Origin of the sequence: Cohaesibacter gelatinilyticus, from assembly GCF_900215605.1 — a bacterium.
In the GTDB taxonomy this organism is placed as follows: domain Bacteria; phylum Pseudomonadota; class Alphaproteobacteria; order Rhizobiales; family Cohaesibacteraceae; genus Cohaesibacter; species Cohaesibacter gelatinilyticus.
The window spans coordinates 25,142-49,299 of the sequence record NZ_OBEL01000006.1; the positions used below are offsets into that span (position 1 = coordinate 25,142).

The window sequence follows — 24,158 nt, forward strand, 5'->3', positions numbered from 1 at the left end:
ACATACTTACCAGTTAGCGATAGAGTACGGTTTTAGGCAGATCCAAATCTTTATAGAGATGAGCGACCTGCTCACCATATCCGTTGAAGATCTTGGTCGGAATACGGTCACCGGTCCCCAGGACCCGCTCGGTCGCTTGAGACCAGCGCGGATGATCCACTTCCGGGTTCACATTTGCCCAGAAGCCATATTCCCGTGCTGCCAGCTTCTCCCAGAAACTGACAGGTTGTTTGTCGGTAAAGGTGAAACGCACAATCGACTTGATGGATTTGAAGCCATATTTCCACGGCAGCGCCAAACGAAGTGGAGCACCAAACTGTTTGGCCGCAGGCTTGCCATAAGCACCTGTTACAAGGAATGCCAGATCATTGGAAGCTTCTTCCATGGTAACCCCTTCCACATAAGGCCATGGATACCAGGTCTGCTTCTGCCCCGTTGCAACAGATGGGTCCTGAAATGTTTCCATACGGATATATTTCGCGCCGGACAGAGGCTTGGCTTTGGCGATCAGATCCTTGAAGGCAAATCCGGTCCAGGGAATGGTCATGGACCAAGCCTCCACACAGCGATGGCGATAAAGACGCTCTTCGAGTTGCATGGAACGGATCAGGGCATCAATATCCAGTTCCATCTCCTTTTCCACCATGCCATCAATCTTCACGGTCCATGGACGAATATTCAAGGCCTGTGCCGCTTTGGAGATTTGCTTGTGTGAACCAAACTCATAGAAATTATTATAGGTCGAATTGACAGTCTCATCCGTCAGAGCCTGCTCGATCTGATAAGCATCATTGCGCTTTGCAGGATAAAGATCCATCGTTGGGTCAACAAAATCGGAAGTGCTGGCAGATTGACTGATTACAGCATCTGAACCATCGCTACTTTGATCGCTACAACCAGCAAGGGTCAGCGCAGCTCCACCGATCATCAGGCTGGAATTGGTCATAAACTTTCGCCGGTTCAGATAAATTCCTTCATCTGTCGCAGCCCTCTCAGGCAAAATCCAGGAAGGCAGGCGCTTGATCAACATGAAAACCTCCAGTTCAAATTCTGTCGCCAGACTACCCACAGCCCCAAACACAAGCAATTCAAGTTCTTGTGTGACATCTGTGAGATATGCTCTCGATTCTTCCACGCTGCCATCGGCAACAAAAAAGGGGCCGCAAACGGCCCCGTTCTCACCATCATATTTTAACCAACAGTCACTGCGCCGCTTGCTTGGCAGCCAGAACCATATCAGCCTGACGACCAGTCAATTCCTGCATATGATCAAAACTGGCTTCAAAGCTCGCAACACCTGCTGAAATGGAGCGCAACTCAATGATCAAATCACTGATCTCGGATTGCGGCATCAAGCTCTCCACTTGATCCCAACCAGGCCAACCAGGTCGGGCATCATAGCCCATAAGCTGACCACGGCGACCTGCCACAATGGTATTGACCTTGGCAGTCACATCATTTGGCACCGAGATCTTCACATTCATGATTGGCTCTAGCAGAACCGGGCTGCAATCGGGCAGTCCTTCACGCATGGCAAGGCTACCTGCAGAACGGAATGCCTGATCAGAGCTATCAACGTTGTGATATGACCCATCTGACAGATTAACGGCAACGTCCACCACTTCAAAGCCCATTGGACCCTTGGCCAATGCATCCTTGATGCCATTCTCTACAGAGCTGAAATATTGCTTTGGCACTGCACCGCCCGTGATGGATTCAGAGAAAGCAAATCCTTCACCACGGCTCAGAGGTTTGATGTCCAGCAATACATCTCCAAACTGACCGTGGCCACCAGATTGTTTCTTATGACGACCACGTACTTCTGTGGGTTTTCGAATCGTCTCCTTATAAGGAACAGATGGCTTATGATGCTCAATATTGATGTTATATTTGCCTTCCAGTCGCTCAACCGCAACACGCAGATGCATCTCGCCCTGACCGTGAAGCAAGGTCTCACCACTATCCTGATTTTGCGCGATACGCAGAGATGGATCCTCTTCAACCAGCTTTTGTAGTGTTGCATAGAGCTTCACTTCATCACGATGCTCTTTGGGTTTGATGGCCATGGAATAGACAGGCGCAGGCAACTCAAGCATCTCAAGAGGATCAATTCCATCTTTCTCGGTTGAGAGGGTCATACCGGTATGTGCGCCTTCCAGTTTACCAAGCGCAATAACCTGCCCTGCCCTCGCCACATTGTCCTTGATGGTTTTCTGACCCTGTACATGGAACAGCCCGGACACACGACCAACTTCCTTGCCGCCTTCACCATAAAAGACGCTTCCATCTTTCAGCGAGCCTTTCAGAACCCTCGAGATGGAAAGCTTGCCACCATGAGGTGTATGAATACTCTTCATCACCTGCACGATGGCTTCATCCTTGGCATTCTCATCAATACCAAGACGTTTGGTGGTGGTTGCAACACCAGGCCCTTCATGACGTAGAGCCTTCATCAAACGTTGAATACCATTCTCGGTCTCAGCAGAGCCAATCAGCATCGGCACAATCTGCCCCTGGCGCATTTCTTCAATCAGATCATCAAAAACCTGATCTTGTGGCGGCTCCATATCTTCCAGCAGGTGCTCCATCAGAACATCATCATGATCAGACAGGGTTTCCAACATATTGTAACGGGCTTCCAATTCACGCGCGTGGTCACTGTCGGACATTTCAATCATCTCACTGGGCGCATGCTCGCGATAGATGAAAGCGCGCTCCAAAGCGAGATCAATAAAACCAATGGCAATATCGTTTTTCCAAATCGGGATCTGGCGCAGCACAAGTGGTGTGGAGCTGGCCCGTTGCAGCACTTCCAGCATCTCGCGAACCCGGCGGGTACATTTGTCAATTTTATTGAGGAACAGGATGCGCGGAATATTGCGCTCTTCCAAAGTCTTCAGGATCAATTGCAGGGCTGGCAATTTCTTCTCATCAGGCTCACAAACCACCACGGCAATATCAGCAGCAGACAAAGCGGGTTGGCTCTCGAACTGGAACTCCACCGAACCCGGACAATCAATGAAAGTATAAGTATCACCTAAAAAATCCGCCTCGGCGATATTTGCCTCGACGGACATATGATGAGCACGAGCTTCGTCGGATCCATCACCGACAGAACCACCGCTATCAACCGAACCAAATTTATTGATGGTTCCGGTTCGCGCCAGCAATGCTTCCAGGAGAGTTGTTTTACCACTACCAAAGGGCCCGACGATTGCTACGCATCGTGGACCCTCGACTCTTTTGCCATTTTGTCCCATGACCTATCTCCTTTTGCTCCTGCCCTCACGGCCAGCCAGAAACCAACCCATTCGGCATTTTTGTTTTCGTTATGTTCACATAATTTCCATCCGCATTTTATCCTCAAATGCCCAAAACCATCCAAGAAGAAACACGAGATGAAATGGCGATTGGATGCCCTGAAACCAACTTTAACGAAAAAAGTCCCGGATACCTAATCCCATCGCCGGAAACGATAAAAACAGCTTAGCGCAAAAGCGTTCGTACCAATTGATCAATCGCAAAATTTGGCAAATATCACATCTTTGGTCACTGGAAAATACCGATCAACCAGCCCAAACAAAACGAGCCGATCCATCAGACCGGCCCGCTCATCAGTCAGTCATATTGATCGAGCTTATTTCAATGCTGCACAGAAGCGCTTGATGCGGGCACAAGCCTCGGTCAGAGCTTCTGTGGAGGTCGCATAGGAAATACGGAAGTAAGGGGCCAGACCAAAGGCAGAGCCCTGAACCACGGCAACACCTTCGCCTTCAAGCAGCTCGGTGACGAAATCCTCATCAGTTTCTATCACTTTGCCGGATGGTGCTGTTTTACCGATGGTACCAGCACAAGACGGATAGACATAGAAGGCACCTTCCGGCGTCGGACAAGTCAGGCCTTCACATTCGTTCAGCTTCTCAACCACCATATCACGACGTGCCTTGAAGACAGCACCACGCTCAGAGATGAAATCCTGGGGACCATTCAACGCTTCAACAGACGCCCATTGTGAAATGGAGGTCGGGTTGGAAGTGGACTGGGACTGAATCTTGCGCATGGCCGCGATCAGTTCCACAGGACCAGCCGCATAGCCAATCCGCCAGCCGGTCATCGCATAGGCTTTGGAAACACCGTTCATGGTCAGGGTACGATCCTTGAGAGATGGTTCCACCTGTGCTGGGGTCACAAACTCAAAATCGTCATAGACAAGATGCTCATACATGTCATCGGACAAGATCCAGATATCAGGATACTTGACCAGAACATCAGTCAGCGCTTTCAGCTCATCGCGAGTATAAGCCGCACCAGACGGATTGGAGGGAGAGTTGAACATCACCCATTTGGTTTTCTCAGTAATGGCAGCTTCCAGCTGTTCCGGCTGAAGTTTGAAGCCATTCTCCAGAGTTGCTTCCACCGATACCGGTGTACCCCCAGCCAGTAGAACGATATCAGGATAGGACACCCAATATGGCGCGGGAATGATCACTTCATCGCCAGGATTGATGGTTGCCATCATTGCGTTATAGATAATCGGCTTACCGCCCGGCGCCACGAAACACTGGGCAGGCTCGTAATCCAGACCATTCTCGCGCTTGAACTTGGCAGCAATCGCAGTCTTCAGCTCAGGAATACCGTCAACAGCTGTGTATTTAGTCTCTCCACGAGTAATCGCGTCAATACCGGCTTGCTTGATATTTTCCGGAGTATCGAAATCAGGTTCCCCTGCCCCCAGACCGATGACATCACGACCAGCGGCCTTGAGTTCACGTGCCTTGTTTGTCACTGCGATGGTCGCAGAAGGTTTTACACGCGAAAGCTGCTCGGCGATAAAGCTCATGGAGCCCTCCAACATTTGTTTGGAAAAGAAAAAGACGTGAAAGCCAAGTCAGCAAAACTACCCAGCTTTCCGACGCCCGCACCCTAGTGCACAAAGTGCGGAAATTCAAGGCGCGTGACAGGTTCAACCCGGCTTTTTTGGCCAATATTGAGTGCAGACGTGTCTCATGCACAAAAGCTGCGAAACAAATGTATGCAACCGTAGGATTTAGTAGCCAATCCGGATCTAATCCATATGACCTAATCACAAACACCTGTGACTTTATGACCAAATTTTAATATTCGAACTTATGAATGTCAGGATCTATAATTATCCATGGACCGGGGCGTATCTGGAGCCCTTTCAAAAAACCAGAAAGCTCAAAAGATACGAGATATCAATCAGATATCGCGCAACTCTGCTGAGACCAGTCGGGGAGTTGTTTTGCTATCCCATTTGCATCCGTTCGGAGGACCCAATGGCGGACACTGCAAAACGGGTGAAAAAGCGCTTCGTATCTGCATATCTAGCAGTAGTACTGGCCCTTTACACCCTAGCCCCATTAGGGGTGACAGTTGCGTGGACCGGCGCTCATGCCGCCCAGTCTTCAGCACAATCATCGCAACCGGCACAGACAAGCCAATTGCAACTATCTGGCAAGAAGCCAGGTGGCACCGCTGACCATAGCAAATTTGAAATCCTGCAACAGGAGTTCAAGTCTGGTCCGGAAGTCACCAATGCTTGCCTCAGCTGCCATACTGAAGCAGCAGATCAGATCCACGATTCCATTCACTGGAAATGGGAATATACCAATCCCACCACCGGCCAGACCCTTGGCAAGAAAAGCGTCATCAATGCTTTTTGCGGCAATGTGGCATCCAATGAGCCACGCTGCACCTCTTGCCATGCAGGCTATGGTTGGACCGATGTGCGCAAACCACCACCAAGCGAACCTGAAGCCGTTGACTGTTTGGTCTGCCACGCTGAAACCGCAAAATATTCCAAATTCCCGACCAAGGCAGGCCATCCACTGTATGAACCCGCTCCTTGGAAAGGCAAAATCAAGCAACCGCCCAATCTCTCCAAGGCTGCCATGTCCGTGCGCAATCCGCAGCGCGAGAATTGCGGCTCCTGTCACTATTATGGTGGTGGTGGCGATGCGGTAAAGCATGGCGATCTGGACAGCTCGTTGAACCATCCTGGCAAGGAACTGGATGTTCATATGCAGGAAGACGGATTGAACATGGCCTGTACGGCCTGTCACTCCGGCTCCGGTCACCAATGGCCAGGCTCCCGCTATGGCAGCTCTGCTGAGAGCAATGTCGAAAAAGGCAAGGATGCCAAGAAAGCGCCAACTGCCAAGATGGCCAAGATGGGACATATGGCGGAGACTGCTTCTTGCGAAAGCTGTCATTCAGACAAACCCCATCCGGGCAACAATCTCAAAGCCATCAAGCTGAACAACCACACCGACACAATTGCTTGTCAAACCTGCCATATCCCGGAATTTGCCCGTGGTGGCGTTGCCACCAAGACCAAATGGGATTGGTCAACCGCTGGCAAGTTGAAGGATGGCAAGCCATTCAAGATCATGGATGACCACGGCCATCCAAGCTACATGTCCCAAAAGGGCAACTTCGAATATGGCGAGAATATCCAACCATACTATGCCTGGTATAATGGCAACTTCCAGTACAAGCTGGTCGACGACAAGATCGACCCAACCAAAACGGTCGAGCTGAACGAAATCCTGGGCGCACCAAATGACGGTCAATCCAAAATCTGGCCCTTCAAGCGCATGGAAACTCGTCAGCCCTACGACGTTGAGAAAAGCCAACTGGTCTATACCCATGTCTTTGGCAAGGATGACACATCGCTTTGGACCAACTTCGATTGGCCAAAAGCCATTCAAGCGGGCATGGATTATTCCGGTCACGATTATTCCGGAAAATTCGACTTTGTCGACACAAACATGTTCTGGCCCATCACCCATATGGTGGCTCCGAAGGAAAAAGCCGTCGATTGTCAGGAATGCCATACCAGGAATGGCCGCATGGCAGGCATTGAAGGGGTCTATATCCCCGGTCGCGACAGCTTCAAATGGCTCGACTGGTTGGGATATCTCGCCTTTGGCCTGACCATCCTGGGCGTCTTGCTCCATGGCCTGTTGCGCTTCGTTCTGCGCAATCGCAAACCAATCACTCGGGAAGGATAACATCATGACTGACATTGCATCCATTCCGCAAGCCAATGAGGCATCAGAGCTGAACACGACAAAGCGTGCAGTGAAAATCTATACCCGCTACGAGCGGTTCTGGCATTGGTCTCAAGCCCTGCTGATCTTCATTCTGGCCTTCACCGGCTTCAATCTGCATGGCACGATCGGAGTGATCCCGTTCCCACAAGCGGTCATGCTTCATACCTTCGGGGCCATTGCTCTGATTGTTCTTTGGACCTTCACCACCTTCTGGAATTTCACCACCGGTCAATGGCGTCATTACCTGCCCAATAACAAGGGTCTGTTCGACGTCATAAAATTCTATGCCATTGGGATTTTGACCGGGGCACCTCACCCTTATTCCAAGAGCCTGAAGCGCAAACAGAATGCCCTTCAGTCGCTGGCCTATCTGACCTTCATGGTCATCATCGGCCCAGCTCTGTGGTTGTCAGGCCTGGCGTATCTGTTCTATTCCGCCTGGTCACATATCGATGGTGCCAATACCATCTTTCAGGGCGTTGCCTTCATTCATACGGCAGCTGCCTTCCTGATGATCACGTTCGTTGCAATCCATATCTATATGACCACAACGGGCAAGACGGTCTTCCATTACATCAAGACCATGGTCACCGGTTATGAGAATATCGAGCTGACCGAGGCAGAAGAAGCCTATCTGGAAGAGCAGGAGCCGGACAAGTTACGCAAGTAACCTCCTCCCCCAAGACATACAGAGAAGACAAAAGGCCGCCGGATTACTCCGGCGGCCTTTTCAATATCAGCTCCAAGCAATGTTTATTTGAAAGCTGTACCAGGCTTCACGCCAAGTTTCTTCATGATGATGGCGGCAGGGCACCAACCAGTAAAGGCAGACTGCAAAAGATTGGCACCGACAAAGACGGTGAACCAGAAGAAAGCCGGATGCACGAACTGGGTCAAAACAACAGACACCAAAATCATCACCCCGGCAAACGCAAACATGCTGCGATCAAGACACATGGGTTAACTCCAAATAGTTTCAAACTTTCGAAATTAACTAGCAAATAATCACACACACGTAAAGCTGCTTTACGCACTCCTCCTACACACTGCGAATTGATCAGGGTGTATTCAGCTTAGGCTTGTTGCCCCAAAATGGTCACAAAAACTGTCCGCTTTGGCCATGATTGCCGCAAAAGACAGCCCCATTCGCTTGTTTATATGGCTTATTGTCATCATAAGAATAAGCGGAACTTGTCATGCCCAATCAATTGCCAAAACGAAAATCAAGAAAACGCCACTCCATTGATCTGTCTGCCAAGCGAAAACGCGAAAGATCCATTTCCAAAGGCTTCAAGATCTGGGCAATTGTTTATGCAAGCATGATGGCAACCGGCTTTGTTGTCGCTTCCAATCCCGCTCATTCCGCCACCGGTCACCCCCAACTGGCGAGCCAGCCTGATGCCCAAACCATGCCTCGTCTGGTAACACCCAATGACATGCAAACCGGTGCCCTTTTGTTTGAAAGCAAGGAGCCCGGCCGCTATATCGAAGCCCCACGTGTGGCCAGTGACATCAAAGTCGATGTTACCGGCCCCATCGCCAGAACCATCATCACGCAGAAATTCCTCAACCCATCCGACGCATGGCTGGAAGGTGTCTATGTCTTCCCGCTGCCAACGGATTCTGCGGTTGACCAGTTGCGCATGAAGATTGGTGATCGATATATCGAAGGCATCATCAAGAAAAAACTTGAAGCCAGAGAAATTTACGAGAAAGCCAAGCGTGAAGGCAAAAAAGCTTCGCTGCTGGAACAGAACCGTCCAAACATCTTCACCAACAGCGTTGCCAATATCGGTCCGGGAGAGAGCATCACCGTTCAGATCGAATATCAACAGACCATCCAGCGCTCCGCTAATACGTTCTCCCTGCGCGTGCCGTTGGTTGTTGCACCCCGCTATAATCCTGCAGCAAAACCGCTGAAGCCAAGCGTTGACTACACATCTGACAAAGTAGATGGCTCCGGCTGGGGTAGCACCGATCCCGTACCAGACCGTGATGCCATCACTTCTCCAGTTCTCGATCCTGAAACCGAGCCCAAAACCAATCCGGTCACCCTCTCGGTCGATCTCAAAGCCGGTTTTGCTCTTGCCGATGTCACATCCGAGAACCACAAGGTCAATATCGCCAATGAAAGCGAGAGCGAGTTAAAGCTCTCTCTTGCCAAGGAGGCCGTTCCCGCAGATCGCGATTTTGTCTTGAGCTGGAAAAGCAAGCCGGGCAAAACACCGCAAATCGGCCTGTTCAAACAGACCTTCACACCAAAATCCGATAGTGAAGCAAGCAAAAAGGCAAGCGAGGACTATCTACTCGCCTATATCACACCACCATACAAATTGGTTGAGGGCCTCGCTCAACCAGCTCGCGACATCACCTTCGTAATCGATAATTCCGGTTCCATGGCGGGGCCCTCCATGGAACAGGCAAAAGCCAGTTTGATTTCAGCACTGCAGAAATTGAAGCCACATGATCGCTTCAATGTCATCCGCTTCAACCATGAAATGGATCAGCTATTCCTGCAGCCAGTCGCAGTCAACGCCACCAATATAGCGCAAGCCACAGGCTGGGTTCAGGCATTGAAAGCCGAAGGTGGTACGGAGATGGCAACCGCCATGCAGCAAGCATTGCTGGATGCAGATCCGAAAGCTCCAACTCTGCGTCAGGTGGTTTTCCTGACCGACGGTGCCATCGGCAATGAAAGACAATTGTTTGAAATCATCAAACAAGGTAAAGGCCGCTCTCGTATCTTCACGGTCGGCATTGGTTCTGCCCCCAACACCTTCTTCATGACCCGCGCAGCTGAAGAGGGCAAAGGCACCTTCACTCATATCAACTCGGTCACTGACGTGAAAAGCAAGATGGCGGAACTGTTCGCCAAGCTCTCCAACCCTGTCGCCACCGATCTGGCTCTGAGCATGACCAATGCCAAGGATGCCGAGATCGCCCCCAATCCCCTACCCGATCTGTATCTTGGCGACCCTCTGGTCGTTGCCATCAAGGCCAAGGATCTGGGATCAGACATGACCCTGACCGGACGCTTTGATAATCAGCCTTGGTCAGTGAAGCTGGATCTCAGCAAAGCAGCAGATTCAAACGCGATCGACAAACTGTGGGCCCGCCGCAAGATCCGTCAGCTGGAAAGTGATCGCCTGCTTTCCAATCAATATGAAATCATCGACAAGGCAATCGAGAAATTGGGCTTGGATCATCATCTGGTCACCCGTCTCACAAGTCTCGTAGCTGTCGATGTCACTCCATCTCGCCCAAGCGGAGAAGAATTGAACAGCAAAAAAGTTCCTTTGAATTTGCCGGACGGTTGGCAGTTCGACAAGATCTTCGACGAGGCACCAGGCAAAACTCCTGCCCCAACCACGGCTCCAAATACTCCTGCAAGTGCAGACCCGCAGATCGAAGCTGCATTGGAAGCCGCGCCGCAGCAAATGGCTCTATTCTCTCAAGCCACCCCGATGCTGGCGCGCAAGGCAGCACCACCAACAGCAGGCACGGCACAACTTGGCAGTCAGAAACGTTCCATTCCACTGCCACGCACAGCAACCAACGCTCAGATCGCGCTTTACAGTGGTCTCTCCCTGATGATCTTCGGTCTGTTCCTTGCCTGGCGCAACCGCAGACCGACAGCCTGAACAGGAAATCAGATCAAATGAGCTCCTCGACCCGCAACAGGCATCATCCTCGTCAGCCCCGAAAAGTCATTCTGGGGCTGGCTGGCCTCATCACTCTCACAGGGATGATGCTTGTTGCGCATGGGCTCTGGATTCCGGCCAAAGCACAATTGGCGCAAATACTACTAGAGCGTGCTTGGGTCAAAAGTCTGCAAACGGGTCAAAATCACAAAGCTTGGAGTTGGGCCGATAGCTGGCCTGTCGCCCAACTCTCCATTCCATCTTTGGGGCTTAAATCCATCATCCTCAAAGAGGCCGGCGGTGAGGGATTGGCTTTTGGACCGGTTCTCCTCAATCAATCCGCTCAACCCGGAAGCAATGGCAGCACCATCATCTCCGCTCATCGTGATACCCATTTCAAGGCCCTGAAGGATATCAAGATCGGCGACAAGCTCTCACTCACATCGGCCGATGGTCAAAAATTCGATTATGAGATCACTCAATCCCGCATCGCTCAATGGGATCAATCAGGCCTCTCAGCGGACGGCTATGAACCTGAACTGGTGCTTGTGTCTTGCTGGCCGTTTGACAGCATCACCCCAACAGACCAGCGCTTCATTCTGCATGCCAAGCAGACGTCCAGAACACAGATTGCCAGCAATGCACCTGCAGATTGAGCGATTGACTAAAGAATATTCTTGAGCTGCCTGCAATCATGAGATAGGACAAGATCTTCCCCAACTCTCTGCGGGAAGACAAATAACTCCCTCTTTGATTTCCGTTTTCGCAGGTGTTGCCATGTCGCGTCTCACTGCCAATCTGCTGTTGCTCGTTGCTGCCATTGTCTGGGGTGCCGCCTTTGTTGCGCAATCCACGGCCATGGACAATATCGGCCCGCTTGCTTTTACGGGCATTCGTTTCCTGTTGGGAGCCTTGGCAGTTGCGCCATTTGCCTATTGGGAATGGAAAAGAAGCCCCAACCCGATCCCGGCCAAAGGACATTATCAAGGCATTTTTGTCGGCGTCATCTTCTTCATCGCGACGATCATTCAGCAATATGGCTTCCTGACCACCACGGTCACCAATGCGGGTTTCCTGACCGCACTCTATGTGATCTTGACACCCTTGCTGAGCTTAATTCTGTTCCGTCAGGCACCAAACCCCATTATCTGGGTAATCGTCACCATCTCCCTGACTGGCACTTATCTGCTGGCAGGTGGTCTGAATGGCCTTGTTGAAGGTGACTTGCTGATGATCGCATCAGCTCTTTTCTGGGCTTTGCAGATTCTATTGCTTGGACGACTGGTCAGCACCTATGGAAATCCGCTAAGCGTCGCTTTCCTGCAATTCCTGACCTCCGGCATCATAGGGCTGGTTCTGGGATTGATGCTCGAACCATTGTCCACGCAGAATATCGTAGGAGCTTGGAAAGAACTGCTTTATGCAGGCTTCATGTCCGTTGGGCTTGCCTTCACCCTGCAGGCAATTGCGCAGCGTTATACTGCTCCGTCCGATGCTGCTATTCTGCTTTCCACAGAAAGCCTGTTTGCCGCATTGTTTGGTGCCCTGATTCTCGGAGAAACCCTGACAGGCGACCAATGGCTTGGCTGCGCCATGATCTTTTCTTCCATTCTGCTGGTGGAATTGCTGCCACAATTCCAAAAATTCATTAAATCCAAAAAACTCGCCGAGCAAAATAACTGAAAAGAAAAGGCTGCTTCCAACCAGAAGGTTTAAGAAGCAGCCTCAGTTGTCGGAATGGCAACGGAGAACCGCTTTGTCACCACTCCAGAGAGTTCCAAAATGTCGGCATCAAATATCAGCAATCAGATCCAATCTTCATCTGTACTGATATTTTATATATTTCGAATATACATAATAAAAAGATCTTTTGCAAATGTCTTCAATAGTCTTAGCTGGCATCTCCGTTCCGACAGCCAGACGAGACATAAATTTCCCCATTCCTATGGAATGGCTCTTCTTATTCCCTCTTTGTTCCCTTATATTGACCGAGGTTCGCCCATCTGATGGGCAATTCTGTTTCATGCTCGCTTGATCCAATAACCCACGAGCAAAGGGGCTTTCATGGCATCGAAAAAAGACAGCAATTCTGGGAAAACAACAAAACCAGACGGCATGGGAGAAGCCCCACAAGCCGCATTTGAAGGCGTGCCTCTGTCCGATTCCATTTCCAGCTGGGCTGACGAGATAGCCCAAAGCGTAGAAACAAAAACAACGCCCCCCGCCAAACCAAAGCGCACCCGCAAAGCCAAGCCAGATGATAAGGATGTCACCGCCCGCCAAAAGGCTGCTGGCGGTCAGAATCCTGTTGCCGGTCTTGATATCTCGTTGGAAAAAGCTGAAGAGCTGGAACGTGTCACCAAGGAACGCAAAAAGGCTCAGAAGAAAAAGAAAAGCTCTGATCGCTCGGGGGTCACGGAAACCGTCACCGCTCTGGAGAAGCTGATCGAGCATGGCCGTCCGGAATTCATGGATGCCGAACCATGGCGCCCTCATCGCCCGGACAGACCGGAAAAATCCGAAGGCGGTGTGTCCTTTGATCTGGTTACCGAATTCGAGCCTTCTGGCGATCAACCCACCGCCATTGCCGATCTGGTAGAAGGTGTAAAGGATGGTGAAGCCACACAGGTTCTGCTTGGGGTGACTGGGTCTGGTAAAACCTTCACCATGGCGCAGATCATCGCCAAGACCCAGCGCCCGGCGTTAATTTTGGCACCAAACAAGACACTGGCAGCACAGCTCTATGGCGAGTTCAAAAGCTTCTTCCCGAACAATGCGGTAGAGTATTTTGTCTCCTACTATGACTATTACCAGCCAGAAGCCTATGTGCCGCGCACCGATACCTTCATCGAGAAGGACAGCAGCGTCAACGAACAGATTGACCGCATGCGCCACTCCGCCACCCGTGCAGTACTGGAACGCGATGACGTAATCATCGTCGCATCGGTTTCGTGCATCTATGGTATCGGCTCGGTTGAGACCTATACCGAGATGAGCTTCAAGATTGAGGTTGGTGACCAGATTGATCAGCGCCAATTGATGGCTGATCTGGTCGCGCTTCAATATCGACGCAATGATCAAGCTTTCCAGCGCGGCAACTTCCGTGTTCGCGGTGACATCATCGAGATCTTCCCAGCCCACTATGAGGACCGCGCCTGGCGCGTCTCCATGTTTGGCGACGAAATCGAAGAAATCATGGAGTTTGACCCTCTCACCGGCAAAAAGGCCGGGGAGCTCGAATTCGTCAAGCTCTATGCGAACTCACACTATGTAACCCCACGCCCAACGCTCAATCAGGCGATTAAAAGCATCAAGAAGGAGATGGCTGAACGCATCGAAGAACTTAACGCCCATGGCCGTCTACTGGAAGCCCAGAGACTCGAGCAGCGTTGCCGCTTCGATCTGGAAATGATGGAAGCAACCGGTGCATGTGCTGGCATTGAGAACTATTCCCGTTATCTCACCGGACGTCTTCCAGGTGAACCACCTCCCACTTTGTTTGAATATCTGCCCGACAATGCTCTGATCTTCATCGATGAGAGCCATGTCACCATAGGCCAGCTCGGCGCCATGTATCGGGGTGACTTCAGACGAAAAGCAACCTTGGCCGAATACGGCTTCCGCCTTCCAAGCTGCATGGACAATCGTCCTTTGCGCTTTGAGGAATGGGATGCCATGCGCCCGCAAACCGTCGCCGTTTCCGCCACCCCGGGAAAATGGGAGATGGAAGAGACAGGCGGCGTCTTTGCCGAACAGGTCATTCGTCCAACTGGCTTGATTGACCCAGTCATTGAGATCCGCCCTGCCACCACGCAAGTGGATGATCTACTGGGTGAAGTGAAAGAAAAGGCCGCTGCTGGTTTCCGAACGTTAGTCACAACTCTGACCAAGCGCATGGCAGAAGACCTGACTGAATACCTGCATGAGCAAGGCGTCCGCGTGCGCTATATGCACTCCGATGTCGATACGCTGGAGCGGATCGAAATCATACGCGACCTGCGCCTTGGTGCCTTTGATGTTCTCATCGGCATCAACCTGCTACGCGAGGGTCTGGATATTCCCGAATGTGGTCTTGTCGCCATTCTCGATGCAGACAAGGAAGGGTTCCTACGCTCGGAAACTTCCCTCATTCAGACCATTGGTCGTGCAGCCCGTAACGCAGACGGCAAGGTCATTCTTTATGCCGACCGCATGACTGGCTCCATGGAGCGCGCCATTGGCGAAACCAATCGCCGTCGTGAAAAGCAGACAGCCTATAACGAAGAACACGGAATCACGCCGCAAACAGTGAAGAAAAATATCGGCGATATTCTTGGCTCGGTCTATGAGGGCGATCATGTCACCGTTGACAAAGGCATGGCAGAAGAAGGCCCGGCCTCCATTGGCCATAACCTGGAAGCCCATATCGAGGACTTGGAAAATCGGATGAAAGAGGCCGCTGGTAATCTGGAATTCGAAGAGGCGGCCCGTTTGCGCGACGAGGTCAAGCGCCTGCGCGAAACCGAACTTGCCATTGCCGATGATCCCCTTGCTCGCCAATCTTCCATTGAAAATCAGGCAGGTAGCTACAAGGGCGACAAAAAATACGGCAAGTCGGCCAACCTGCCCAAAGGCACCCGCATCCAGGAGCCTGATCTGGATGATATGGGTCCTGGTACCGACCGCACTATACCCAAAGGTGGGCGCTCCTATCCAAAACCCAAGAGACGAAAAACATAAAATACAACTATAGATTGTTATTTTATGTCATTTAAGTGACTGAAAAATAACAAAATAAAAGCTTTGCAATTTAAAACAATAACTTGCTTTCTAAGCAGAAAGCCGTATATGGTCGATCTCGGGATCATAAGATCATAGTGCGAGTAGACCAGTGCAAACATCTGAGCTGTTGCATCAGGTGCCATTGTTCAATGGCCTTGATGAGCAGATAATTGACCATTTCTGCGCTCATACAAATCAACGACAGATCAAGAAGGGCACAATGATTTGTGCTCCGGATGATGTCGCGCACAATTTCTACATCGTACAATCAGGTTGGGTAAAGCTTTTCCGTGATACACAGGACGGTCAGGAAGCCGTGCTGGATATCCTCAGTACCTTTGGAATGTTTGGCGAAAACAGCCTCTTTGGCAAGAGCGACTATGGCTGGTACGCAGAAGCAGTCGAAGACACCACTCTGTTCTCCATTCCTGTCAGCATTCTGAAAGAAGCAATCAAGAACCATCAGGGCGTAGCCGTCAACATGATCACGGCCATGTCGGAACATCGACGCAAGCTGGATGGTGAAATCGAGCGTTTCATGCTGCAAAACGCACCACAACGGGTCGGATGTTTCCTGCTCAAACTGGTGCCCCAGTCTGCATGGGATGGTGAGACACCCTGTCCACCAATCAATCTGCCATACAACAAGGCATTGGTGGCAACACGCTTGGGAATGACCCCAGAAACCTTCTCTCGTGCGCTCAAAGCCCTGAAGAAAAACACGGATATCACGGTCAAACAATCAACGATCCATATCGATGATGTTGATTCCCTCACCAGTTATTCTTGTCAGGCTTGCTCAAGTTTCTTCCCATGTGATGGTGACGACGAAGAGCGCGATTAACTCACCAGATCACTCTGATTTGGCAAGCATATAGAGCCAGGACCAGTCAAGACGTTCAGGCTCTTTGATATAAAGCTCTTTCTGGTCAATCACAGACTTCAGGTAGCTATAATCAAATACCCATTTTTGTTCAGCTTTTTCATCCCTATCGCCCTTACTTGGACTTTCCATAAGTCCCTCTGAACCAACATGAATGCCAACGCTGGCTTGAGGTCGATCATCCCGCAACAAAAACTCTGTTTGTTGCCCCTCTCCCTCAGAAAGAGCAGCCTCCAATATGGCTTTCACTTCTGGCGACTGGATTTGCGCAAGCGAATGATTGCAGATTTCAAGATAAGTCTGCAACAGTGCTTCAAATTCTGGATCATTCTGTCGATCAGTGGTCATCTTGCACCTGCTTTCACAAGATTAGGTCGTAAATCTGTGTCATGTATCACCATATGAGCGCCGGAATTTCCTGCAATTGACACCTGTCAATCGCATACCTTTTCCGTTCCCATGCCCATCTACTGATCTAGAAGCTGAGGTTTTGACCAATTGCAAATCAATTATCCACTCACTTCCTGAACACATTCACATAGCGCGAATGTGATTCCACTGTGTATCAGATCGGATGCTATACAGAGGCACGTACCATCCCAACTCCGTTGAATATAGAAATGACCGAACTTCTGCTCGCCTACGGCGCTGGCCTGCTTACCCTCATCAATCCTTGTGTTCTGCCAGTACTGCCTATTGTTCTGGCTTCGGCATTATCGAAAGACAAACGCGGCCCCCTTGCTCTTGCAGCTGGCCTTTCTCTCTCCTTTGTTACACTCGGCATGCTGGTTGCAACACTCGGTCATTCCATTGGTCTGACCGAAGACACATTGTCTCGTGCAGGAGCCTTCCTGATGCTGGTCTTTGGAGCTATCCTGCTGATCCCGACCTTTGGTCGCCGCTTCGAGTTGGCCACAGCTGGCATGGCATCTGGTGCGGATGCCAAATTGCATGGGATGGATCTATCCGGCTTCAAAGGTCAATTTCTTGGCGGTCTGTTGCTTGGCGCCGTCTGGTCACCATGTATCGGTCCAACACTTGGCGGTGCCATCGCACTGGCGTCTCAAGGTGAAAGTCTGCTTTGGGCTGCCTTGATCATGATTTTCTTCGCCCTTGGCATCTCCACTCTCATTCTTGGCTTGGGCTTCGGTGCTGGCAATGCAATCCGCTCCCGCACCAATGCCCTACGCACCATCGCCGAAAAGTCCAAACCTCTTATGGGCATCCTCTTCATTACGGTTGGCCTGATGATCCTGTTCAAGATCCACCATGTGCTGGAAGCCTGGGCAATTCAGGCATTACCCATCTGGCTTCAGGATCTGTCGGTTGCCTTATAGAAACACTCACTCTCGCTCATTCTTCAAGGAAAGCATCATGATGACACGTCGTTTTCTTCTCACATTTCTTGCCCTCATCACGTTCGCACCGATGGCCATTGCCGGGCAAGGTACTGATTACAAACCTGGTCTGATCAAACAAGCACTCGCGGACGGAAAAACTGTTCTGGTAGATTACAAAGCCAGCTGGTGCTCCACCTGTGCTCGTCAGGAACGCGTGATCGAGAGCCTGCGCAAAGGCGACCCAGCCTATGATAAAGCCATCACCTTCATCAATGTCGATTGGGATCAATATGGCGATCACGAAGTTACGACTTCCCGCAATGTCCCACGCCGCTCCACCTTACTGTTGCTCAAAGGCAACGAAGAACTGGGACGTATTGTTGCAGGCACCGGCCAGAGCCAGATCAAGGCCTTGCTCGACAAAGCGCTGTAAGCCTCAATCTCTATTACATCCATCAAAGCGGGCCTGACCGCTTTGACCATATTCTACTTTCATTCCCGTCTCAGACTGGCTAAGTCTTGGCTTAAATTTGTTCATGTTTCCAGCCAGAGCCAAACAGACCATGTCCAGCTTCACCACCCCACTTCGGCTCGCCTTTGAAAGCTATCGCTTTCTGCTCACCAATCTGCATCACCTATGGAAATTGGCTACGATCAGGCTTGTCGCAACCCTGACCAGCGCCAGCCTGATTGAATGGATAAGCTTGGAAATTGAAGACCAATGGCTGGACATGAAATTTTCCGGCAAGTTCTTCCTCTTCACATTTGCCAAAATTCTGGTTTATGTCATCACCTTCAGTTCCGTAGCCATTACCTGGCACAAGGCAACACTGAACCAGGAGGGCCTGAAACAGGCACTGACGCCCAAACTGAATGTAACCAGCCGCCGCTATGCCCTGCATAGCCTGCTTCTCTCAGGCAGTATCCTGATGACCATTGCCATCGCTCTATTCGGCACCAACACCTTGGCCGCAGCTCTGGCACCGCTAGTCTCGCAAGAAGAGAAGGTCGCCAGTCGACTGATTACGATGCCGACATTGCTTTTCATATTGGTCGCAAGCTGTAAATGGCTGCCAACCCTTCCCTCTTTAGCGACGGATAAAATTCCAGATCGACCTTGGAAATTGGAATGGAAGAACATTCCAATTTCATCTGCCATATCTCTTTTTATTATATGCTTGGTAACACTGACCCCACTCGCACTAATCAGCAAGCAACTTCTACAGTTTGCGAACAACAGCAATATCTGGAGCCAAATTCCGCTTGTGCTCCTGTCGGAATTAGTCATGGGATGCGCGCTTTTATGCTTTCTCGCAGGCCTCAGCCTGTATCATTACAAAACCCGAAATTCGCATTAACCATTTGTTGACATTAACCAATTTCCAAAGTCAAAGCCGAAAAGTCCAAAATATATGCTATGGTCATCCCACCACTGAACGTGTCGGGGAGGAACCCATGCCAAGCAAACCACAATCCTTGAAAATGCGAATTTTTCCGACCAGCCATCGACTGCTGTTGGAACGCATCTTGCGCACAGAAATTCCCAAAGCACACGGCAAAGTTCTGGTTCTGGGTACCGGCTATGATCCATATGGTCATCTGATCCCGGACGGATGTGATGTAACCCGTACTGATATCGAAGATGAATATGATATTGATATGGTTGCTGATGCGCACGATCTTCCGTTCGATGACAACAGCTACGACACCATCATCGCAATTGAGGTGTTCGAGCATCTGCAATACCCTCACAAGGCAGCTGAGGAAGTGCGTCGTGTTCTTAAACCTGGCGGCAAAGCAATGATCTCCACCCCATTCCTGTTTCGGGTACACGGCGATCCATATGACTTCACCCGCTTCACCAAAAGCGGCCTGAAAACCCACTTCGAAAAGTTCAGCAAAACCTCAATCGAAGGATATGGCAATCGCGTCCACGTGATCTGGGATATCATCACCACATCCTTCCGCTACGCAGCACTGGGCATGTGCCTGAATCACGTTTTTGCCAATCTATGGCCGCGTTCAAACAGTTCAGATAGCCCAAGCGGCTTCTTCCTGACTGCCACAAAATAACAAGGAGCGGATAACCGCTCCCCCTACCCTTTTTCGATATCACTGCAAATCGGAACAGGCAGACATATCGGCCGGGTCCAGCCGAAAGAGCTGATCATCCTTATTCGTTCCAAACCAATGGGATTGATCAGCACTCTCTTCGCCACAAAAACTGCCAAGCAGCATGCCACCAGTCTTGCGCAAGTCAATCAACATTGATCCGTTGGGCTTGAAGCGATAGGCGAAACGGCCTCCATCACATTCAACACCGCACAATCGTGCGCCACTCTCATTGGTGCAATAAACAGTTTGCTTCAGACGACGTTGGTTTCGGAATCTCACGTCAACCAAGGCAACCTGCTCTTTCACTCGGCCGCCTTGGCCTTGTGACAGCGCAGCCTCATCGAAATTATAGGCGCTTGGTCGATGCACAAAGCGAATTTGCGTCACTTGCTGAGCAGGGTTTTTCGCTAAATGCGCCTTATTATAGGTGCGTATGAAACATTGATCTGATCCATAGCGCAGTTCAGCGGCCTGCACCCCAGTAGGCAGAATACAAGCCGTTGCAATCAGTGTAGCCACTCCCAACCTCAAAAGTTGTCTTTTCCTTTCCATGATCTCTCCCCCTCTCATGGAACAATCAATCTATCTTTGAGTGTAACAAGCCGACGGGCAATCACCAAACAATCGAACGATGTTGCACCGCATCACACTCTCGCCATTTTGTATCCCTAGCTCTGTCTCTGCGACGCCCAATGCTCTGCCCGATCAAGAAGGCAGACAACGAGCTAAAAGGACACCCGCAATGAAAATGCTGACCATAGCTGCCCTGATGATGAGCGCCGGCCTCCTCTTTGTGACCGTCCTTGCTGACGTAAGTCATGCCAAGGCATCCGAGCAATGCGGCAAGGCTTCCTGGTATGCTCTTACATCCAAAACCGCATCTGGTGAATATGCCAACCCAGCCAAGATGACAGCAGCGCATCGCAGCCTGAAATTCGGCACAAAGGTACGCGTCAAGAATATGCGAAATGGCAAAGCCGTGACCTTGCGCATAAATGACCGTGGCCCCTTCATCAAAGGACGTATCATTGACGTGACCAAGGCAGCTGCAGGCAAGCTCGGCTTCATCAATGCGGGCACCACCAAAGTCTGCCTGCAAATTATCAAATAAGATATATTGAACGGAGAGCGCTCTTATTGAGGCGTAAAGTCCGTTGGCTTTTCGATTTCATAGATGCCATCCGTGATGGCATCTATCTGCTTCATAAGCACCGCACGGGCGTCATATAGCCCGCGATTATAGAAATAGGGAGCCATTTCCTCAATCAGGAAATCGAGCAGAAATTCTGCTGGAAATCGCCCCAAATCCTGATCCATTTCCTCACGAAAATAGCCCTGCAGCTTCTCCACCAATATGGCACGTTCCTCTTTGGAGAAAACAATCTTGCTCATATAGCGTCTCCTTTTCAGGTGAAAGGTTACGGGATTTTCCGCTTGGATTCCCTTACAAGCCCTGCAGGAATGGATTGTTGCGCCGTTCTTCACCAATCGTGGAATGATTGCCGTGACCACACAGAAAGGTCACATCATCTCCCAATGGGAGTAACTTGTCGCGAATGGAGTTCAACAAGGTCTGATGATCGCCACCAGGCAAATCGGTGCGGCCAATTGAGCCATTGAACAAGACATCGCCAACGATAGCGAAGTTGGCGTCCTTGTTGACGAACACCACATGTCCCGGCGCATGGCCCGGACAATGTAATACGTCAAAGGACATACCAGCAATATCGACCTGGTCACCCTCATTGAGCCAACGATCAGGCTCACATGGTTTCGCACTTGGCAGGCCGAACTGAATAGCCTGATCTGCTACGCGTTCCATAAGCATCCGGTCCGCTTCATGGGGACCTTCCACATCGACATCCAGCGCATCGCGCAGCTCCACAGCACCACCGACATGATCAATATGGCCATGGGTGATCAGGATCCGTTCAACATCGATCTTTTCCTCTTCCAGAACCGACAGGATCTTGTCCATGTCCCCACCCGGATCAATCACGACGCCCTTGCCGGTTTCTTCATCCCAAACAAGGGTACAATTCTGCTGAAACGGCGTTACGGGAATAATGGCAACTTTCATAATGTCTTCCTGTCTTCATGAATGACAAGTAGCTTTAGGCAAACATACGCGTTCACCAGCTTTTGGCCTTTTCTATTACCTCATGCTTAGCCCAGTGAAAGAGAAAAGCAAACCGGAAAACAAGACAGTGAACCAATAGTCACTTCGCATCGTCTAAAGAATGAAAGCAAAGAAGGAGGCAGGATGATCATGACAGAACAAGAGAACCACGACACCAGAGAGCAAACAGTCCTCCCATGCTCTTTTGGTGACAAAACCGCTCTGCTGGAATGGTCCATCCTGCCAATTCTCGTCTCCTTTGTCATAATGGCAGCAACGATCTGACCAAGACGTCATAGCAAACAAGAAATTCCCAGCAAGCTCTTGCCACACAAGTAGGAATAACCGACCATGGGTTGAAGTGATTCTAGGCTATAGGCTCTGAATATGCCATTCCGCTGGTGGAGAGACTTCATGGTGAAACGCCACATCGCACCTCTTCTTGCCCTGTTCACAGGCTTGACATCAGTTGGTTCTGCTCAAGCTTTGGACAGTACAATTCCCGCAACATTGCTGGATGGTCACCGCCAGACCATGGGTTGCTGGCTGGCCGATATCGACAATGACGAACTTCTGGATAAAGCACTCATCATTGATCTGGGCGTTCATAAATTATATGGCTTCGTCTGCTCCACTGGCCTGTCTGGCGACTCCTATCGCTTCTATCAGGTAGAAGATGAACGCCCCAAATGGGCCAAGCTTCTATCTTTCCCCAAATTGGATACAAAGCTGGGCTGGTTCGCCTCTACCCAATTGCAAAAACCTGTCTGGGACCCAAAGAACAAATATCTACGCTCGGAAGTCCCGAAACAGGGCGAGGCCAGTTCTTGCCGCCAATTCTCCCTGTATGGCTGGAAAAAAGGCCACTTCCATATCATTCAGGTCGGTTTGTCTGGTGATTGCGAGGACAATACCGGCGAAGGCGACATGATCATCTTTCCATTCGTAGAAGAAGTCGAAAAAGGTCAGGCTGCGGGAAAAGCAACCGCCCCCGAAGGTTAAATCTGACCAAACTCTGCTCACCATTTCCATTACCATCCAAGGCGCTCGACTACGAGCCAAGGATTAATCATGACCAACAAAGACTATGTATTGATGATGGCCAGATATAATCTCTGGCAGAATGAAAACCTTCTCTCAACCACAGACAGTCTGTCCAGCTCAGACCGACGGCTGGATCGGGGTGCATTCTTCGGTTCAATCGAGAAAACCCTGTCCCATCTTTATTGGGCTGACAGAATTTGGATGCACCGCTTCGCAGGCACTCCGGAACCAGCAGGAGGTATTCCGGAATCCGCCAGAAACATCAAGAACTGGCAAAGCTTCCGTGAAGAGCGCAAAACCTTTGATGAGCGTATCTTGCAATGGGCTCACGAGGTAGATGCAAGTTGGTTTGATGGAGATTTAAGCTGGTTTTCGGGGGCAATGGGTTGTCAGGTGACAAAACCCAAAAACATGCTTGTCATTCAGCTCTTCAACCATCAGACCCATCATCGCGGTCAAGTTCATGCCATGCTGACAGCAGCGGGGGTCAAACCAAGTGATACGGATGTGCCCTTCATGCCAAAGCACTTTTTGACACTCTGATCAGAATTTTCAGATCACTTGATAAAAGGGGCCCCAATGGATCAACCATTGAGGCCCTTTCATTCGTCTCGTTTTTCTATCACTCAGTCGCACGTCCCAACAGATTGATCTGAACAGACACGACCATCCGGCCAGAGCGCGCCACCCAGCTTGGCACTGGTAAAGATCGCTCCGGTCAAGTTTGCGCCTGTCAAATTCGCTCCGCGCAAATCTGCATCCAGAAAGTTCGCTTGGCTCAAATTGGCAAAACTCAAATTTGCCTGCTGTAAATTCACTGCATGCAAATGCGCACGCTCCAGATTGGCCAGCGTCAGATCGGCTTCCTTCAAATTGGACAATTGCAAAATGGTACCAAACAGATTGGCTCGCTTCAGGTTTGCCCGATCCAAGCGCATGGTCGGCATGGACGCATAGCTCAGATCCTGACCTTCCAGATTGGCTTCGATGCGAACTGCACCGGTACATTGTCCGCCAGCTTTCAACTCGCAGATTGTATTCACATCCTGATCAGGTCTGATGTTATCGGTCCAGGCCATTGCTGAACCCATATTCAACATCATCAGGCCCAATCCCATTGCCAAAATTCCGGATTTCCGCATTCCATCCACCTTTTTTGCTGGAGCAAAACTTGAATAT

General features: G+C 50.5%; 24 protein-coding genes. 15 read left to right on the forward strand and 9 right to left on the reverse strand.

Features of this window, described 5'->3' with window-relative positions; genetic code table 11:
- Nucleotides 1-13: 13 nt before the first annotated feature.
- From msrP to CRO57_RS19625, 3 genes are all read right to left on the reverse strand, one after another.
- Nucleotides 14-1,030: a protein-methionine-sulfoxide reductase catalytic subunit MsrP gene (msrP, locus tag CRO57_RS19615; RefSeq protein WP_097155473.1), complete on the reverse strand. Its 1,017-nt coding sequence runs from the start codon at nt 1,028-1,030 to the stop codon at nt 14-16.
- Nucleotides 1,031-1,202: 172 nt separating this feature from the next.
- The gene (locus CRO57_RS19620) at nt 1,203-3,260 is read right to left on the reverse strand and encodes an elongation factor G (RefSeq protein WP_097155218.1); all 2,058 of its coding nucleotides are present in this window, start codon (nt 3,258-3,260) and stop codon (nt 1,203-1,205) included.
- A gap of 377 nt (nt 3,261-3,637) precedes the next feature.
- Nucleotides 3,638-4,840: a pyridoxal phosphate-dependent aminotransferase gene (locus CRO57_RS19625; RefSeq protein WP_097155219.1), complete on the reverse strand. Its 1,203-nt coding sequence runs from the start codon at nt 4,838-4,840 to the stop codon at nt 3,638-3,640.
- Nucleotides 4,841-5,297: 457 nt separating this feature from the next.
- Between CRO57_RS19625 and CRO57_RS19630 the strand changes: the two genes are divergently transcribed.
- Together CRO57_RS19630 and CRO57_RS19635 are read left to right on the forward strand one after the other, a co-directional pair.
- Complete coding sequence (locus tag CRO57_RS19630) at nt 5,298-7,034, forward strand: tetrathionate reductase family octaheme c-type cytochrome (protein ID WP_097155220.1); 1,737 nt, start codon at nt 5,298-5,300, stop codon at nt 7,032-7,034.
- A 4-nt stretch (nt 7,035-7,038) separates the two neighbouring features.
- Nucleotides 7,039-7,746 (forward strand): cytochrome b/b6 domain-containing protein, encoded by a 708-nt coding sequence (locus tag CRO57_RS19635; RefSeq protein ID WP_097155221.1) that lies wholly within the window; start codon nt 7,039-7,041, stop codon nt 7,744-7,746.
- 83 nt (nt 7,747-7,829) lie between these two features.
- On the opposite strand, the gene CRO57_RS19640 is transcribed toward CRO57_RS19635, so the two are convergent.
- Nucleotides 7,830-8,033 (reverse strand): YgaP family membrane protein, encoded by a 204-nt coding sequence (locus CRO57_RS19640; protein WP_097155222.1) that lies wholly within the window; start codon nt 8,031-8,033, stop codon nt 7,830-7,832.
- A gap of 239 nt (nt 8,034-8,272) precedes the next feature.
- Here CRO57_RS19640 and CRO57_RS19645 point away from each other — a divergent pair, with 239 nt between their 5' ends.
- From CRO57_RS19645 to CRO57_RS19665, 5 genes are all read left to right on the forward strand, one after another.
- On the forward strand, nt 8,273-10,717 hold the full coding sequence (locus CRO57_RS19645; RefSeq protein ID WP_097155223.1) for a marine proteobacterial sortase target protein: 2,445 nt from the start codon (nt 8,273-8,275) through the stop codon (nt 10,715-10,717).
- Nucleotides 10,718-10,734: 17 nt separating this feature from the next.
- Entirely contained in the window at nt 10,735-11,373 is a 639-nt protein-coding gene (locus CRO57_RS19650; RefSeq protein WP_097155224.1) for a class GN sortase, read from the forward strand.
- A gap of 121 nt (nt 11,374-11,494) precedes the next feature.
- Complete coding sequence (locus CRO57_RS19655; RefSeq protein WP_141401281.1) at nt 11,495-12,400, forward strand: DMT family transporter; 906 nt, start codon at nt 11,495-11,497, stop codon at nt 12,398-12,400.
- 381 nt (nt 12,401-12,781) lie between these two features.
- Nucleotides 12,782-15,436, forward strand: coding sequence for an excinuclease ABC subunit UvrB (uvrB, locus tag CRO57_RS19660; protein ID WP_097155226.1), 2,655 nt, complete (start codon nt 12,782-12,784; stop codon nt 15,434-15,436).
- A 151-nt stretch (nt 15,437-15,587) separates the two neighbouring features.
- Complete coding sequence (locus CRO57_RS19665; RefSeq protein ID WP_141401282.1) at nt 15,588-16,322, forward strand: Crp/Fnr family transcriptional regulator; 735 nt, start codon at nt 15,588-15,590, stop codon at nt 16,320-16,322.
- A gap of 9 nt (nt 16,323-16,331) precedes the next feature.
- Here the strand turns inward: CRO57_RS19665 and CRO57_RS19670 are convergent, their stop codons facing one another.
- Complete coding sequence (locus CRO57_RS19670) at nt 16,332-16,709, reverse strand: hypothetical protein (RefSeq protein ID WP_097155228.1); 378 nt, start codon at nt 16,707-16,709, stop codon at nt 16,332-16,334.
- Between the two features lie 272 nt (nt 16,710-16,981).
- Here CRO57_RS19670 and CRO57_RS19675 point away from each other — a divergent pair, with 272 nt between their 5' ends.
- The 4 genes from CRO57_RS19675 (at nt 16,982) to CRO57_RS19690 (ending at nt 19,774) form a co-directional block, all read left to right on the forward strand.
- The gene (locus CRO57_RS19675; RefSeq protein ID WP_097155229.1) at nt 16,982-17,698 is read left to right on the forward strand and encodes a cytochrome c biogenesis CcdA family protein; all 717 of its coding nucleotides are present in this window, start codon (nt 16,982-16,984) and stop codon (nt 17,696-17,698) included.
- Nucleotides 17,699-17,735: 37 nt separating this feature from the next.
- On the forward strand, nt 17,736-18,134 hold the full coding sequence (locus CRO57_RS19680) for a thioredoxin family protein (RefSeq protein ID WP_210200949.1): 399 nt from the start codon (nt 17,736-17,738) through the stop codon (nt 18,132-18,134).
- Nucleotides 18,135-18,237: 103 nt separating this feature from the next.
- Nucleotides 18,238-19,059 carry a hypothetical protein gene (locus CRO57_RS19685; RefSeq protein ID WP_097155230.1) on the forward strand — a complete coding sequence of 274 codons (822 nt, stop codon included), beginning with the start codon at nt 18,238-18,240 and terminating at the stop codon, nt 19,057-19,059.
- Nucleotides 19,060-19,156: 97 nt separating this feature from the next.
- Entirely contained in the window at nt 19,157-19,774 is a 618-nt protein-coding gene (locus CRO57_RS19690; RefSeq protein ID WP_097155231.1) for a class I SAM-dependent methyltransferase, read from the forward strand.
- Between the two features lie 39 nt (nt 19,775-19,813).
- Here the strand turns inward: CRO57_RS19690 and CRO57_RS19695 are convergent, their stop codons facing one another.
- On the reverse strand, nt 19,814-20,368 hold the full coding sequence (locus CRO57_RS19695; protein WP_141401283.1) for a hypothetical protein: 555 nt from the start codon (nt 20,366-20,368) through the stop codon (nt 19,814-19,816).
- 217 nt (nt 20,369-20,585) lie between these two features.
- Between CRO57_RS19695 and CRO57_RS19700 the strand changes: the two genes are divergently transcribed.
- A complete protein-coding gene (locus CRO57_RS19700) occupies nt 20,586-20,927 on the forward strand; it encodes a septal ring lytic transglycosylase RlpA family protein (protein WP_097155475.1) in 342 nt (113 codons plus the stop codon).
- 23 nt (nt 20,928-20,950) lie between these two features.
- Here the strand turns inward: CRO57_RS19700 and CRO57_RS19705 are convergent, their stop codons facing one another.
- Entirely contained in the window at nt 20,951-21,208 is a 258-nt protein-coding gene (locus tag CRO57_RS19705) for a DUF2164 domain-containing protein (RefSeq protein ID WP_097155233.1), read from the reverse strand.
- Nucleotides 21,209-21,260: 52 nt separating this feature from the next.
- Nucleotides 21,261-21,896 carry an MBL fold metallo-hydrolase gene (locus CRO57_RS19710; protein WP_097155234.1) on the reverse strand — a complete coding sequence of 212 codons (636 nt, stop codon included), beginning with the start codon at nt 21,894-21,896 and terminating at the stop codon, nt 21,261-21,263.
- Between the two features lie 189 nt (nt 21,897-22,085).
- Here CRO57_RS19710 and CRO57_RS25270 point away from each other — a divergent pair, with 189 nt between their 5' ends.
- The 3 genes from CRO57_RS25270 (at nt 22,086) to CRO57_RS19725 (ending at nt 23,522) form a co-directional block, all read left to right on the forward strand.
- Complete coding sequence (locus tag CRO57_RS25270) at nt 22,086-22,220, forward strand: hypothetical protein (RefSeq protein WP_280176199.1); 135 nt, start codon at nt 22,086-22,088, stop codon at nt 22,218-22,220.
- A gap of 129 nt (nt 22,221-22,349) precedes the next feature.
- Entirely contained in the window at nt 22,350-22,937 is a 588-nt protein-coding gene (locus tag CRO57_RS19720; protein ID WP_097155236.1) for a hypothetical protein, read from the forward strand.
- Nucleotides 22,938-23,006: 69 nt separating this feature from the next.
- Nucleotides 23,007-23,522 (forward strand): DinB family protein, encoded by a 516-nt coding sequence (locus CRO57_RS19725; protein WP_097155237.1) that lies wholly within the window; start codon nt 23,007-23,009, stop codon nt 23,520-23,522.
- A gap of 83 nt (nt 23,523-23,605) precedes the next feature.
- Here CRO57_RS19725 and CRO57_RS19730 read toward each other — a convergent pair whose 3' ends face one another.
- Nucleotides 23,606-24,121 (reverse strand): pentapeptide repeat-containing protein, encoded by a 516-nt coding sequence (locus tag CRO57_RS19730; RefSeq protein ID WP_170956182.1) that lies wholly within the window; start codon nt 24,119-24,121, stop codon nt 23,606-23,608.
- Nucleotides 24,122-24,158 lie beyond the last annotated feature (37 nt).